The 14,108-nt window shown below is 72.0% G+C and carries 11 protein-coding genes; 4 read left to right on the plus strand and 7 right to left on the minus strand.

Going from position 1 to position 14,108, the window contains the following annotated elements:
- Window positions 1-241 precede the first annotated feature (241 nt).
- Complete coding sequence (locus tag ACZ48Z_RS42030; RefSeq protein ID WP_468741211.1) at window positions 242-616, minus strand: STAS domain-containing protein; 375 nt, start codon at window positions 614-616, stop codon at window positions 242-244.
- Between the two features lie 172 nt (window positions 617-788).
- Here ACZ48Z_RS42030 and ACZ48Z_RS42035 point away from each other — a divergent pair, with 172 nt between their 5' ends.
- Window positions 789-1,277 carry an ATP-binding protein gene (locus ACZ48Z_RS42035; protein WP_468741212.1) on the plus strand — a complete coding sequence of 163 codons (489 nt, stop codon included), beginning with the start codon at window positions 789-791 and terminating at the stop codon, window positions 1,275-1,277.
- A gap of 168 nt (window positions 1,278-1,445) precedes the next feature.
- On the opposite strand, the gene ACZ48Z_RS42040 is transcribed toward ACZ48Z_RS42035, so the two are convergent.
- Window positions 1,446-2,600, minus strand: coding sequence for a magnesium and cobalt transport protein CorA (locus tag ACZ48Z_RS42040; protein WP_468741213.1), 1,155 nt, complete (start codon window positions 2,598-2,600; stop codon window positions 1,446-1,448).
- A 152-nt stretch (window positions 2,601-2,752) separates the two neighbouring features.
- Here ACZ48Z_RS42040 and ACZ48Z_RS42045 point away from each other — a divergent pair, with 152 nt between their 5' ends.
- Complete coding sequence (locus ACZ48Z_RS42045; protein WP_468741214.1) at window positions 2,753-3,859, plus strand: winged helix DNA-binding domain-containing protein; 1,107 nt, start codon at window positions 2,753-2,755, stop codon at window positions 3,857-3,859.
- Window positions 3,860-3,874: 15 nt separating this feature from the next.
- Here ACZ48Z_RS42045 and ACZ48Z_RS42050 read toward each other — a convergent pair whose 3' ends face one another.
- From ACZ48Z_RS42050 to ACZ48Z_RS42065, 4 genes are all read right to left on the minus strand, one after another.
- Window positions 3,875-4,522: a LysE family translocator gene (locus ACZ48Z_RS42050; RefSeq protein ID WP_468741215.1), complete on the minus strand. Its 648-nt coding sequence runs from the start codon at window positions 4,520-4,522 to the stop codon at window positions 3,875-3,877.
- A 126-nt stretch (window positions 4,523-4,648) separates the two neighbouring features.
- Window positions 4,649-5,440 carry a S1 family peptidase gene (locus ACZ48Z_RS42055; protein ID WP_468741216.1) on the minus strand — a complete coding sequence of 264 codons (792 nt, stop codon included), beginning with the start codon at window positions 5,438-5,440 and terminating at the stop codon, window positions 4,649-4,651.
- A gap of 224 nt (window positions 5,441-5,664) precedes the next feature.
- Window positions 5,665-8,484: a helix-turn-helix transcriptional regulator gene (locus ACZ48Z_RS42060; RefSeq protein ID WP_468741217.1), complete on the minus strand. Its 2,820-nt coding sequence runs from the start codon at window positions 8,482-8,484 to the stop codon at window positions 5,665-5,667.
- A 143-nt stretch (window positions 8,485-8,627) separates the two neighbouring features.
- Window positions 8,628-9,458, minus strand: a complete 831-nt coding sequence (locus ACZ48Z_RS42065; protein ID WP_468741218.1) for a helix-turn-helix transcriptional regulator — start codon at window positions 9,456-9,458, stop codon at window positions 8,628-8,630.
- A 117-nt stretch (window positions 9,459-9,575) separates the two neighbouring features.
- On the opposite strand from ACZ48Z_RS42065, the gene ACZ48Z_RS42070 reads away from it, so the two are divergent.
- Window positions 9,576-11,243, plus strand: coding sequence for an AMP-binding protein (locus ACZ48Z_RS42070; protein WP_468741219.1), 1,668 nt, complete (start codon window positions 9,576-9,578; stop codon window positions 11,241-11,243).
- Complete coding sequence (locus ACZ48Z_RS42075; RefSeq protein ID WP_468741220.1) at window positions 11,240-12,826, plus strand: AMP-binding protein; 1,587 nt, start codon at window positions 11,240-11,242, stop codon at window positions 12,824-12,826. The genes ACZ48Z_RS42070 and ACZ48Z_RS42075 overlap by 4 nt, the downstream gene beginning before the upstream one ends.
- 573 nt (window positions 12,827-13,399) lie before the next feature.
- On the opposite strand, the gene ACZ48Z_RS42080 is transcribed toward ACZ48Z_RS42075, so the two are convergent.
- Complete coding sequence (locus tag ACZ48Z_RS42080; RefSeq protein ID WP_468741221.1) at window positions 13,400-14,083, minus strand: hypothetical protein; 684 nt, start codon at window positions 14,081-14,083, stop codon at window positions 13,400-13,402.
- Window positions 14,084-14,108 lie beyond the last annotated feature (25 nt).

Below are 14,108 nucleotides of genomic sequence, written 5' to 3' on the forward strand. Positions count from 1 at the left end.
CCACCGCGGTCCTCGACGCCTGCCACGGCACCCTCAAGGACGACGCCACCGTCCTCATGCTCGACTGGCACGGCGACCACCAACGACCCGAGGACACAGGACCGGACCTGCAGCACTGATCCACCGCTTGGTGGAGGTGGTCGGTCCCGCGCGACGGTCGACTCGGCGACAGCCGCGGCCACGGGGCCGGGAACCGGAAACGACCGCGGCGGCGCACCGGCGTCACACGCCCGGGCGGAGGTCAGGAATGCAGAGCCCGCTCGACGGTGGGGTGGCAGTCGATGACGGTGTCCAGGCCGACGAGCTGGACCACCCGCGTCACCGACTCCGTGGCGGCGGCCAGGCGCAGCCAGCCCCGGGCCGTGCTGACTTGGTGGTGGACATGGACGAAGACGTTGATGCCCGAGGAGTCCAGGAAGGTCACGTCGCTGAGGTCCACCACGATGCGAGGCACCTGTCCGTCGTCAGCGCCGTCCGGCGGCAACAGTGCCGTGTTCAACGCGTCCTTGACATCTTGGTCGATCTCTCCGCGCAGGGTCACCACACGGACGCCGTCGACGGTGGAGTGTGCGATGGACAGCCGCTCTGGTCGGCCAGTTCCCGATATGTCGGCCACCGCCCCTCGCTCCCGGCCCGGGCTGCCGGGGGCAGCATCCGTGGACCATTGTGTCGCACCACCCCGGCCGGGCACATACGCCGACCACGTCGACCATGCCCGAACATCGCGCACGGCATGCGTGCACACACGATGCGGCGGGCACTCGCGGGCGAAGAAGGGAAGTAGACGGGTGGTGCTGGTGGGGTCGCAGGCCGAGGACGGCGAGTATACCGAGCGCGATGCCGACCCGAGGCGAGTCAGTATCGCCCTGGCCGGAGGTGACGGATGCATCGCCCAGGCCCGGCGCCACGCCGCCGACTTCCTCACCCGGCTCCGGGACAAGCACGGCCTGGACATCTCCGGGCACCCCGTGGGCATGACCCAGCTCGTCGTCAGCGAGTTGGTCACCAACGCCCTCAAGTACGCCCCCGGACCAGTCCTCATGGAGCTGCGTGTCACGGGCGCCCAGGTGGAGATCAGCGTCCGGGACAGCAGCCCCGCCATGCCGGGAGTGCAGTCCACCGACCCTGACCGCGTCGGCCGACACGGCCTGGAGATCGTCAGGGCCGTCGCCCAGGCCCTCGACATCCGACGGGAGCCGGGCGGCAAGCGCATCACCGCCCGCATCGCCCTGAACGACGGCCCGGGCGCCGATACCCCCGGCCGCGATGTGCAGTAGGCGCCGGAGGCCGGCAACCCCGAACCCGCCCATGGGGACGGGTAAGCGCAGAGGGGCGAGATCACCCGCATCACTTCTCCCCCGAGACCCCCCAGGGCAGAGCTCGCCCCGTTGCGTGACCGGTGCGGAAGCAGAGGCCACACAGGAACTCAGCCCCGCAGGAGGGGCTCAGAGCCAGTCCCGCCGTTTGAAAATCACGTACAGACTGACGCAGACCACCCCCATCAGGCCGATCGCAAAGGGATATCCGAACCTCCAGGCCAGCTCAGGCATGTGCTCGAAGTTCATCCCGTAGATCGTCCCCACCAGCGTCGGAGCGAACAGGATCGCCGCCCACGACGAGATCTTCTTGATCTCCTCGTTCTGTTCGAACCCCGCCTCCGCCAACGCCCGCATCTCCGCGTTCTGTTGCTGGGTCACCAGGGTCGCGTTGACCGTGAGGATGTCGGTGAGGGCCTGGCGGAAGCCGTCCACTCGTTCGCTGGTGTGGGTGACGTGGTCGGCGACGTCCCGCAGATAGCGTTGCAGCTCCTCGTCCGTGCCGTACTTGGCGAAGCCGGCCATCAGGGCGTGCAGCATGCTGACCAGGGGACGGGTGGCGCGCTGGAACTCGACCATTTCGCGGGAGAGTTCGTAGATGCGACGGGAGACCTCCGGGTCGCCGCGGAAGACCTCCGTCTCGATCTCGTCGATGTCGTTCTGGACGCCGGAGACGACCGGCGCGTAGCCGTCGACCACGGCGTCGAGGATGGCGTAGAGGACGGCCTCGGGGCCGAGCTTGAGCAGTTCCGGTGTCTCCTCCATGCGGTGGCGGACCGCCGAGAGGTCCGGGGCCGCGCCGTGCCGGACCGTGATGAGGAAGTCCGGGCCCACGAACACGTGCAGCTCGCCGAAGTCGACCTCCTCTGGGGCGTCCAGGTAGCGGGCCGCCCGCAGGACCACGAAGAGCGTGTCGCCGTAGCGCTCCAGTTTGGGCCGTTGGTGGGCCTCCATCGCGTCCTCGACGGACAGTGGGTGCAGGTCGAACTCCGCTGCCAGGGAGAGGAGTTCGCTCTCGGTGGGGCGGGCCAGGCCGATCCACGCCATGCCGGCCGGCTGTTCGCGCAGTTCGCGGAAGGTGTCCGCGAGGGTGGCGGGGGAGGAGACGCGTACGCCGTCGCGGTAGAGGGCGGCCTGGACGATGCTCGCCGGGTCGGCCGTCTCGGGGGAGGGCTGGTCGGCGGCGGGTGCCGGAGTCGCCGGGGGCGCGGTGGGCGGGGTCAGGGCGCGGCGCCAGGCGGACTTCCTGGAACCCTTGACGGGGCGGGCGGGTCGCTCGGGCATCGTGGCTGCCTCTCGCTCTCGGGTCGAGCCGAGGTCGGCGTGATCACAGAGCAGGGTATACGGGGCAAATGACGTAGTGGTGGGAAACCGGACCGGGTTCCGTGGGGAGTTGCGGACAGAACCCGTCCGCAAGCACCTCTAGCGTGTTCCTCATGACGAAGACGACCGTGTCGGCCCCCGTACTCGGTACCCGCGCCCTCAACCGGGCCACCCTCGACCGGCAGCTGCTCCTGCGCCGGGCGGCGCTGTCCGCGAAGGCCGCCGTAGGGCATCTGCTGGGGCTCCAGGCCCAGAACGTCAAACCGCCGTACCACGCGCTCGCCGCCCGCCTCGACGGCTTCGCCCCCGAGGAACTGTCGGGGCTGATGGCCGACCGCGAGGTCGTCCGGATCGTCACCATGCGGTCGACCATCCACACCCACACCGCCGACGACTGCCTCACCCTGCGGCCGTTCGTGCAGCCCGCCCGCGACCGTGAACTCGGCAACTTCCGCACGGGACTTCGGGGCGTCGACCTCGACCGCCTCGCTGCCCTGGCCAAGGAGCTCGTCGAGACCGAGCCGCGCACCATGAAGCAACTGCGCGAAGCACTCCTCACCGAGTGGCCGGACGCCGACCCGCAGGCCCTCGCCATCGCCGCCCGCTGCAGGCTGCCGCTCGTCCAGGTCACCCCGCGCGGACTGTGGGGCAGGAGCGGCCAGGTGGCGCTCACCACGGCTGAGCACTGGCTCGGCCGCCCCGCGCAGGAGCCCCCGACTCCCGACGCCGTCGTCCTGCGCTACCTCGCGGCCTTCGGCCCCGCCTCCGTCAAGGACATGCAGACCTGGGCCGGTCTGACCAGGCTCCGCGAGGCCTTCGAGCGGCTACGGCCGCGGCTGCTGACCTTCCGTGACCAGAACGGCGTCGAGCTCTTCGACCTCCCCGACGCACCCCGCCCCGCCGAGGACACCCCGGCCCCGCCGCGCTTCCTGCCGGAGTTCGACAACCTGCTGCTCTCCCACGCCGACCGCACCCGCGTGGTGCCCCCGGAGTACTGGGGCCGCAGCTGGCAGGGCAACCAGGCCCACTGCACGCTCCTCGTCGACGGCTTCCTCGCGGGCGTGTGGCGGCTGGAGCCGGGTGCGCTCGTCGTCGAGCCCTTCGGCCGGCTCACCAGGGCCCAGCGGGCGGACGTCGTGGAAGAGGGGGAGCGGATGCTGCGCACGCTGCACCCGGGGACGCCGTACGACATCCGGTTCGGGACCGTCGCAGGGAAGTGACCGGCTGACGGAGGCTCAGTCCGCGCGTCCCGTCACCGCCACCGTCAGCCCGAGGCCGATCATCGTGAACCCGCCCACGCCGCCGATCGTCGACAGGCGGCGGTCGGAGCGGGCGAACCAGGTGCGGGCGGCCGAGGCGGTCAGGCCCCACAGGGTGTCCGTGACCAGGCCGATGGTGATGGGGACCAGGCCGAGCAGCAGCATCTGCGCCGGTACGTGTCCCGCCGAGTGGTCGACGAACTGGGGGAGTACGGCCGCGAAGAAGACGACGCCCTTCGGGTTGGTGACGCCGACCAGGGCGCCGTCGAGGACGGTCCGCAGGTCTCCGCGCGCCGGTCCCGTGGGCTCCGCGGTGAGCGTGGACGCCTTCAACTCCTTGCGGTGCCGGAAGGCCTGCACCCCGAGGAGGACCAGATAGGCGGCGCCCGCCAGTTTCACCGCCAGGTAGACGGCCACCGACCGCTCCACGAGCGAACCGATCCCGACCGCGACGGCCACGACCAGCAGGTACGAGCCGAGGACGTTGCCGAGGGCGGTCGCCACCGCGGTACGGCGGCCGTGCGCGAGGGCCCGTCCGATCACGAACAGCACGCTCGGTCCCGGGATCACGATCACCAGCAAGGACATCGCCGCGAAGGCGGCGACACGGTCCGTGGACACCATGGCGGTCATTCAAACACGGATCGCACACATGGACAGGGGGCGCTGCGGGCCGCTCGTGGAGGCCCGCAACGCCCCCTTGCTTCTCACCCGAGCGCTGGTGGGACGCTCAGGAGAACTACTGGGGACCTACGAGTTGACCTGCGCGGTCACGAGGCTGGAGAAGGTGGTCAGCCGGGTGTAGACACCCGGGTAACCCGCCTCCGCACACCCCTCTCCCCATGAAGTGATCCCTGCCAGGACGCCCCCGATGAGCAGGGGACCGCCGCTGTCGCCCTGGCAGGTGTCTACGCCGCCGGATGTGTATCCGGCGCAAACCATGTCGGTCGCGACGAAGTCGGAACCGTAGGAACTGGCACAGCTGGAGTTGGACACGATCGGCACGGTCGCGGTCCGCAGCTGGTTGGAGGAGCTTCCGCTCTCCGAGGTGGTGCCCCAGCCGAGGATGCGGGCCGTGGTGCCGGCCGCGTACACGCTGGTCTGGGACGAGGAGACGTACGACGCCGTGGTGTACGGCATCGACGTCGACAGGGTCAGGACGGCCACGTCGTCGCCGTTGGTGGCGTCCGTGTAGCTCGGGTTGATCCAGATCTTGCTGACCTTGCTGACGGTGCCGTTCGTACCGTTGAGGTAGGTGCGGCCGCCGACGACTCGCACACTGCTGGTGGTCTCGCCGACCATGCAGTGGGCCGCGGTGACGACCTTGGTGGCGGAGACCAGGGTGCCGCCGCAGAACTGGTTCTGCGAGGCGTCCGTGATCTGCATGACGAACGGGTAGGAGGTCGTGGTCGTCGTCGTACCGCCGACGATGGGCTGGGGGGCGGCGACAGCGGTGGGGGCGCTGAGCAACGCGGTGGCGGCGGCAGCGGCGGTCGCCATGGTGACGGCGGCCGCCTTTCTCGCACGGGTGAGACCGAACATCGGTTGAGTCTCCTCAGGGTTGCCGGTGGGGGTCGCGCGGGTGCGTGGGGGTGGTACACGGGGGTCGCGGGACCGACCCCCGTATGCCCGAGCGAGCGGCACGTTCATAAGCTAGAACGCGGAAGTTCCCCTTCCCAATGAGGGAACCCCCTAAGGGAGTTGGGCAGGGAAAACCCTCGGTCGGCCCTCGGATTCCCCCCAGGGGCGGCAGACCGGGGCGGCTCTCACGGCGTTCGGCGCCCTGCCGCCAGTCTGACGATGTCGACCCGGGATCGGATCCCCAACTTCCGGTACACCCTCGTGAGGGTCGCCTCGACCGTCTTGACGCTGATGAACAGCCGTGCGGCGATCTCCCGGTTGGTGGCGCCCTCCATGACGAGCGCGGCCACCTGACGCTCCATCGAGGCGAGCCCTTCGAGACTGTCCAGGCCGTCCGGCGCGGCGGCGATGACGGGCACCGGTTCCTCCGGACGGGCCAGCGCCGCCGCCTCCACCTGACGCAGCCAGGGCAGCGCCCGGCAGCGCCTGAAGAGGCGGGCCGACTCGTCGTACGACGTCGGACCGGGCCGTCGGGTGCGCAACTGGGCCAGGGCGAAGGCGGCGCGCGCCTCCTCCAGGCCGTACCCCAGCTTTGCGAGACGATCCTGCACCGAGGTCAACTGGACCAGTGCCGCGTCGTGTTCACCGCGCTGCGCGCGCACCAGGGCCTCGGCCCGGTCCAGAACGGCGAGCACGCTCTCCCGGCCCAGCCTGAGCGCGTTCACCCGCGTCTCGTCGATGACGTCCTGCGCCTCCCCGGTCTCCCCGATCCGCACGAGGGCCTCGGCGAGGTCGCCCTGCCAGCGTCCGCGCGCCGGGTCGGTGATGCCGAGCCCGTGCTCCAGCTCCCGCACCCGGCGCAGCGAACGCACCGCGCCCGGTGCGTCCCCGGCGACGAGCTGCGCGTACCCGAGGACGGCCAGGCCCCGGGACTCGTACATCTGGTCGCCGTTCTCCTCGGCGTGGTCGACCGCCTCCCGGGCCAGTTCGAGGGCCCGCTCCACACTGCCGCCCGAGGCCTCCGCGATGGAGGCGAGCACGGCCGAGGCCACCTCGCCGATCCCGGTGTCCCGGGCCATCATCAGGCTCTCCCTGGCCAGGTCGAGCGCCCGCCCGCAGTGCCCGGAACGCAGCTCGGTCTCGGCGACCCCGCGCAGGAAGTGCACCTCGCTCTCGACCGAACCGCGCCGCCGCACCTCGCGCAGCAGCGCGGTGACCGTCGCGCGGGCCTCGGACAGCTGATCGCTCATGATGAGCCAGCGGAAGCGGGAGTAGCCGGCGCCGTTGTGATGGCAGGCCACCCGGGGGTCCTGAGGCTCCTTCAGGGCGCGCTTGATGGTCGCGGGGGCGTCCGGATGGCCCATCAGGGTCTCGATCTGGGCCTGGAAGGACAGCGCCATCAGCTCGTTGTACCGGTCGCCGCCCTGCGCGGCCAGTGCCGCCGAGCGGGCGGCCTCCTCACGGGCCTCGTCGAAGTCGCCCTCGACGAGCAGGGCCCGCCAGGCCAGCTGGTAGCGGATCAGGGCGAGCAGTCCGGGGTCGTCGCCCGCGTCGGCCAGGGCCTGCGGGAAGACCGCGTCGACCTCCGTCATGGCGTGGCCCGCTGTGTCGATCACGGTGATCCAGGCCCGTACCCGGTCCGCGGGCACGGTCGCCCGGGTGAGCACGTCCCGGGCGATGTCCCGGGCGAGGTCCAGTTCTCCGGCGGTGATCGCGTCCTCGGCCGCGGTCAGCCGGCGTTCGTCGGGAGCGGGCGCGCTGTCGGCCGGGGTGTGCCGGGCGGACAGCAGCCCCAGCGAGGCGGCCATCGAGGGTGCGCCCCGGTCCCGGGCCAGGGCCGCGGCCTCGGCGAGCCGTGCGGCCACCAACGGGTCGGTGCCCGTGGTCGCCAGGGCCAGGTGGCGGGCCCGCTCGATGGGGTCGGAGGCGGCCGTGGACAGCGCCCGGTGCGCGTCCCGCCGTTCCTGCGCGGGTGCCTCCGCGTACAGCGCGGCCGAGATCAGCGGATGTGCGAAGCGTACGGCGGGCCCCTCGGCCTCCGTCGCGAGCAGGCCCAGCGCGGCCGCCTGGGTCATCTCGGCCTCGGCGTCCCTGCGGCCGGCCGCGTGCAGCAGGGCCGGGGTGGGGCGGGCGCCCGCGCTCGCCACCAGGAGGGTGCGCCGGGCGTCCGCGGACAGCATCTCCAGGCGGCTCAGCACCAGGGCCCGCAGCGAGGTGGGTACCGGCAGCGGCTCGCCGGGGCGGGGCGGGGTCGGGTTCTCGCTGAGCGCGCGGCCGAGTTCCAGGGCGTAGAACGGGTTGCCGCCGCTGGTGCGGTGGATGTCCCGGACGGTGGAGCGCTGGAGGCCGGTGTAGCCGCGGTGGTCGAGCAGCGAGGCGACCTGGGCGCGGGTGAGCGGGTTGAAGCGGACGGCGAGACTGTCCGGGGGCAACGCGCGTAGATGGCGGTCGTACTCGGGGCCGTCGGTCCGGACCGCGCACAGCATCCGCACAGGGATGTCGCCGAGCCGGCGGGCGGCGAAACCGAGCAGCTCCAGGCTCGCGGGATCCAGCCACTGCACGTCGTCGGCGACGATCAGGACGGGCCCCTCGGCGGCGAGGGCGCGCAGGGCGGACAGCACGGCGAGCCGCAGGGCGAGGCCGTCGCGCTGGAGGGTGGACTCGCCGCGCCCGGTCAGCGCCGACTCGAGCGCGGTGCGCTGGGCGGCGGGCAGCTTGTCGGAGACGTCGTCCAGGACGAGGCCGAACAGGTCGGCGAGGGCCAGGAAGGGGAGATGGGATTCCGACTCGGTGGCCGAGCAGCGCAACACGGTCCGCGCCGCGCCGCCGCTTTCCGTGGCCAGCGCCCGCAGGACGGTCGACTTTCCTATTCCGGCCGGGCCGTGCAGCAGCACGCTGCCGCCGCGGGCCAGCTGCGCACTGGCCTGGTTGAACAGTTCGTCCCGGCCGATGAGCAGGTCGGGGCGGCTCCTCGCGGGCTCCTGGAAGTCGCGTGCCACGGTCACCGCTCCCCTCCCTGTGTCGTGTCCGGGCCAATATTAGGCAGGGTGCCTTGAAATTCGGCGGGAAGTCGTGGTGAGGGAGATAACAACCGGTTCCGCATGGAGAAATTCAAAGCGCTCGCGAATGAATGAAATGTCTACGAATGTTACGGGAGCAGTCCCGCCCGACGTGCGGCGGCCACCGCCTCGCCCCGGGTCCCGGCGCCCAGTTTCCGCATGGCCGACCGCAGGTACGCCTTGACGGTCTCGGCACTCACGCCCAGCCTGCCCGCGGCCACCGCGTTCGTCGCCCCCGCCGCCACCCAGGCCAGCACGTCCAGCTCACGCGGTGCCAGAGCGACGCTCTTCGGGGCCGGCGGCGCCGGCGACAGCAGCGCGCACGCGTCCAGCAGCTCGGTCCTGAGCGCGGTGTCGGTGACCCGCGCGGCCAGCGTCCGCAGCGCCGCGTGCGCCTCCCGGACCTGCTCCCAGGCGGCGGTGTCACCCGGCCGCGGCTCGGCCCGGGCCGCCACCAGCACCTCCCGCGCCGCGTCGCCGACGGCCAGTGCCTGCTCCACGTCCCGTGCCGCGTCCACCGCCGCCGTCAGCATGCGGTCGCCCAGCGGCCGGGCGTCGCGCAGGGCGCCGTACAGCACGCCGCGCACCCGCCGCCGGACCACCACCGGCACGGCCAGCACCGACCGCAGGCCCTCGGCGGCGACCGGGGCGTCGTACTCGTGGCTGATCTGCCGGGACAAGGAGTAGTCCGCCACGGCGCACGGACGGGCCAGCGCGACCGCCTTGCCGCCCAGGCCGTAGCCCGAGGTCACCGCGAGCGAGAGGAGCGACGCCGTCGCCGTGCCGCTCAGCTCGCTGATCCGCATCCGCGGGCGGCCCGGCTCGACCAGGCCGCCGAAGGCCACCGGAAGGCCCGTCGTGCGTCGCAGCCGCGCGAGAGCACGCCGGATCTCCACCGCACCGGCCGCATCCACCGTCACCTGTTCGTCCCTTCGCTGCGGCACACACCCCCGTTCGGGGGTAGTGAGACCTGCATCACGGATTACACGATGGCAGAGAGCCGCCCGGCAATGGTCCGGCACCAAGGAGGACGACAGATGACGGCCACGGAGGACTTCCGCAGGGCACGGGACTTTCTGCTGGAGCACCGCGAGGACTACGCCACGGCGTACGAGGGCTTCGCCTGGCCCCGCCCGCAGCACTTCAACTGGGCGCTCGACTGGTTCGACGTCATCGCCGAGGGCAACGACCGCACCGCCCTGCACATCGTCGAGGAGGACGGCAGCGAGGTCCGGCTGTCCTTCGCCCAGCTGGCCGAACGCTCCAACCGGGTCGCCAACCTGCTGCGCGAGCGCGGGGTGCAGGCCGAGGACCGGATCCTCGTCATGCTGGGCAACCAGACCGAGCTGTGGGAGACGGCCCTCGCGGCCATGAAGCTGCGCGCCGTCGTCATCCCGGCGACGCCGCTGCTCGGCCCCGCCGACCTGCGCGACCGCGTCGAGCGCGGCCGGGTGCGGCACGTGCTGACGCGGGCCGAGGACGCCGGCAAGTTCGACGAGGTGCCCGGCGGCTACACGCGCACCGCGGTCGGCGGCGTACCGGAGGGCTGGCAGCCCTACGAGGACGCGTACGCGGCCTCCGGGCAGTTCCTCCCCGACGGCCCCACCCTCGCCGACGACCCGCTGATGCTGTACTTCACCTCCGGTACGACGGCCCGCCCCAAGCTCGTCGAGCACACGCACACGTCGTATCCGATCGGGCACCTCGCCACCATGTACTGGATCGGTCTCAGGCCCGGCGACGTGCACCTGAACATCTCCTCGCCCGGCTGGGCCAAGCACGCCTGGTCGAACCTGTTCGCGCCGTGGAACGCGGAGGCGACCGTCTTCATCCACAACTACACCCGCTTCGACGCGGCCCGGCTGACCGCGGAGATGGACCGCGCGGGCGTGACGACGTTCTGCGCCCCGCCGACCGTGTGGCGCATGCTCATCCAGGCCGACCTGACCCAGCTGCGCACACCGCCGCGCGAGGTGGTCGCCGCCGGGGAACCCCTGAACCCCGAGGTGATCGAACAGGTCCGGCGCGCCTGGGGCGTGACCATCCGGGACGGCTTCGGACAGACGGAGACGGCCGTTCAGGTCTCCAACAGCCCGGGACAGGTGCTGAAGACCGGTTCGATGGGCCGGCCGAGCCCCGGTTACCGGGTCGAACTGCTGGACCCCGTGACGGGAGCCCCGGGCGCCCGCGAGGGTGAGATCGCGCTGGACCTGACCGCCCGGCCCGTCGGCCTGATGACCGGCTACCACGGCGACCCGGACCGTACGACGGAGGCGATGGCCGGCGGGTACTACCGCACCGGGGACGTTGCGTCGCGGGACGAGGACGGCTACCTGACGTACATCGGGCGCAGTGACGACGTCTTCAAGGCCTCCGACTACAAGATCTCCCCGTTCGAGCTGGAGAGCGCCCTGCTGGAGCACGAGGCGGTGGCCGAGGCGGCCGTCGTGCCCGCGCCGGACGAACTGCGGCTCGCGGTGCCCAAGGCGTACGTCGTCCTCGCGGAGGGCTGGGAGCCGGGCCCCGACACGGCCAAGGTGCTGTTCGAGCACTCGCGGGAGGTGCTGGCACCGTACAAGCGGATCCGGCGGCTGGAGTTCGCCGACCTGCCCAAGACCGTCTCCGGCAAGATCCGGCGGATCGAGCTGCGTGAGGCGACGGCGGCCGGGTCGGCCGCCGAGTACCGCGAGGAGGACTTCCGGTGACCTCGTACACGCATGGGACGGGCGGGACCGCACTCCTCGGCGACACGATCGGGGCCAACCTGGACCGGGCGGTGGCCACCTGGCCGGGCCGCGAGGCCCTCGTGGACGTGCCTTCGGGGCGTCGCTGGACGTACGCGCAATTCGGCTCGGACGTCGACGAGTTGGCGCGGGCCCTGATGGGCAGCGGGGTCACCAAGGGCGACCGGGTGGGGATCTGGGCGGTCAACTGCCCCGAGTGGGTGCTGGTCCAGTACGCCACCGCCCGCATCGGCGCGATCATGGTGAACATCAACCCGGCGTACCGCACGCACGAGGTGGAGTACGTCCTCAAGCAGGCGGGCGTCTCCCTGTTGTTCGCCTCGCTCCGTCACAAGACGAGCGACTACCGGGCGATGGTCGACGAAGTGCGCGGCAGGTGCCACGAGTTGCGGCAGGTCGTCTACTTCGGCGACCCGAGCTGGGAGGCGCTGCTGGAGCGCGGGGGCCGTGCCGCGGCGTACCCGGAACTGTCCTGCGACGACCCGATCAACATCCAGTACACCTCGGGCACGACCGGCTTCCCCAAGGGGGCCACCCTCTCCCACCACAACATCCTCAACAACGGTTACTTCGTGGGTGAGTTGATCGCCTACGCCGAGCAGGACCGGGTGTGCATCCCGGTGCCCTTCTACCACTGCTTCGGCATGGTCATGGGCAACCTCGCCGCCACCTCGCACGGCGCCTGCATGGTCATCCCGGCCCCGTCCTTCGACCCCGCCGCCACCCTGCGCGCGGTCCAGCAGGAGCGCTGCACCTCGCTCTACGGCGTCCCGACCATGTTCATCGCGGAGCTGAACCTCCCCGACTTCGCGACGTACGACCTCTCCTCCCTGCGCACCGGCATCATGGCGGGCTCGCCGTGCCCGGTGGAGGTGATGAAGCGGGTGGTCGCCGAGATGCACATGGCGGAGGTCTCCATCTGCTACGGCATGACCGAGACGTCCCCGGTGTCCCTGCAGACCCGCAGGGACGACGACCTGGAACACCGCACCGGCACGGTCGGCCGCGTCCTGCCGCACATCGAGGTCAAGGTCGTCGACCCCGCGACCGGGGTCACCCAACCCCGGGGCAGCGCGGGGGAGTTGTGCACCCGCGGCTACAGCGTGATGCTCGGCTACTGGAACGAGCCGGAGAAGACCGCGGAGGCCGTCGACGCCGGGCGCTGGATGCACACCGGCGACCTGGCGACGATGCGGGAGGACGGGTACGTCGAGATCGTCGGCCGCATCAAGGACATGATCATCCGGGGCGGCGAGAACATCTACCCGCGCGAGATCGAGGAGTTCCTCTACGGCCACTCGAAGATCGCGGACGTCCAGGTCGTCGGGGTGCCGCACGAGCGCTACGGCGAGGAGGTACTGGCCTGCGTCATCCCGCGGGACCCGGCCGACCCGCCGACCCTTGAGGAACTGCGCGCCCACTGCGAGGGAAGGCTGGCCCACTACAAGATCCCGAGCCGCCTCCGCATCCTGGACGCCTTCCCCATGACGGTCTCCGGCAAGGTCCGCAAGATCGAACTGCGGGAGACGTACGCGGAGGGGTAGGCGGCCCGGGGCGGTGCGGTGCTGCCGGGCCCGGCGCGGTGTGGGGAGGCCTCTGGCCCCGGCGTGGGCCGAGGTGCGGGGGACGGGCGGTGTCTGCCTGGACGCGGGTCTGCTCCGATCGCCCGACAGTCCGTCAGCGGCTGGACCCTGCTCGGCGGGGGGATCGGCCCCAGCGTGGGTCCGAGTCGCTGACGGTTGGCGGTGTCTGTCCGGACGTGGGTCCACCCGGTGGGGTGCGCCTGTCCGGACCGTTCCGGCCCCGCCCGGCCTTGCCCCGGCTCGGCGGACGGATCGGCCCCGGCGTGGGTCCTAGTCGCTGACGGCCGGCGGTGTCTGCACCTGGTGGGGTGCGCCTGTCCGGACCGCCGCCTTCTTCGGGCCGATCCCCCCGCCCGGCTCGGCGTGGGAATCGGCCCCTGCGCGGGCCCGAGTCGCTGACGGCCGGGTGTCTGCTCAGGCGTGGGTGCAACCAGCGGGGTGGCCTGTGCACACGGCCCGCCCGGTGTTTGTGACATGTCGTCCGGCCAAGCTCAGGGTTGCTCCACGGGGGTGCCCGCCCACCCCGCCGGAGGCCTACGCGCCGAGTTCGTCCGCCAGGCCGTTCACCGGCTGCGGGGTGCCCGTCAGGTCCAGGACGAACAGGGGGACGCCGAGGGAGTCGGCGCGGGTGCGGGCCTCGGTGGTGTAGCCGGCCAGGGAGAAGTACACGCAGTGCGCGGACTCCGTCATGGCCGTCAGCCACAGGCACTCCACGTCCCGCGGGGAGGCCGGCCGTACGGTCGGATCCACCTGGGCGAGCAGGCCGCGCGCGGCGAGGCCGATGCCGGACGGGGGCCGCTGGTCCGCGCGCCGGATGTCCTGGTAGCCGAGCCAGCGCAGATACAGCGCGGCGACGGTGACCGCGTCGCGCGCGGTGCGGATCGTGATCGGCTGGAAGGCGCGGCGCGGGGGCGCGGCGGTGGGCGCGGCCGGCTCCGCCTGCGGGCCCGGACCCGTGCCGTCGGTCAGCGGGATCCGCAGGACCGTCCCGCAGGCACAGCCCAGCTCCGGCTGCGGCCACTGCGCGCTGCGGCCGCAGACCGCGCACTCCACGCTCACCCACGCCTCGTCCCACACCTGGTGGGCGACGGCCGTGGGCGTGCCGTGCCGGTCCAGCGGCGGATGGACCGGGGCGCCGCACTCGCACGGGTACGACGGCGCCGCGTACAGGTGCTCGCACCGGCAGACCGGACAGCGCACCGACACGCTCTCGGACATGGCCTCATCGTCCTCCAGAGCGTGC

It is taken from the genome of Streptomyces sp. NPDC031225 (genome assembly GCF_055570355.1).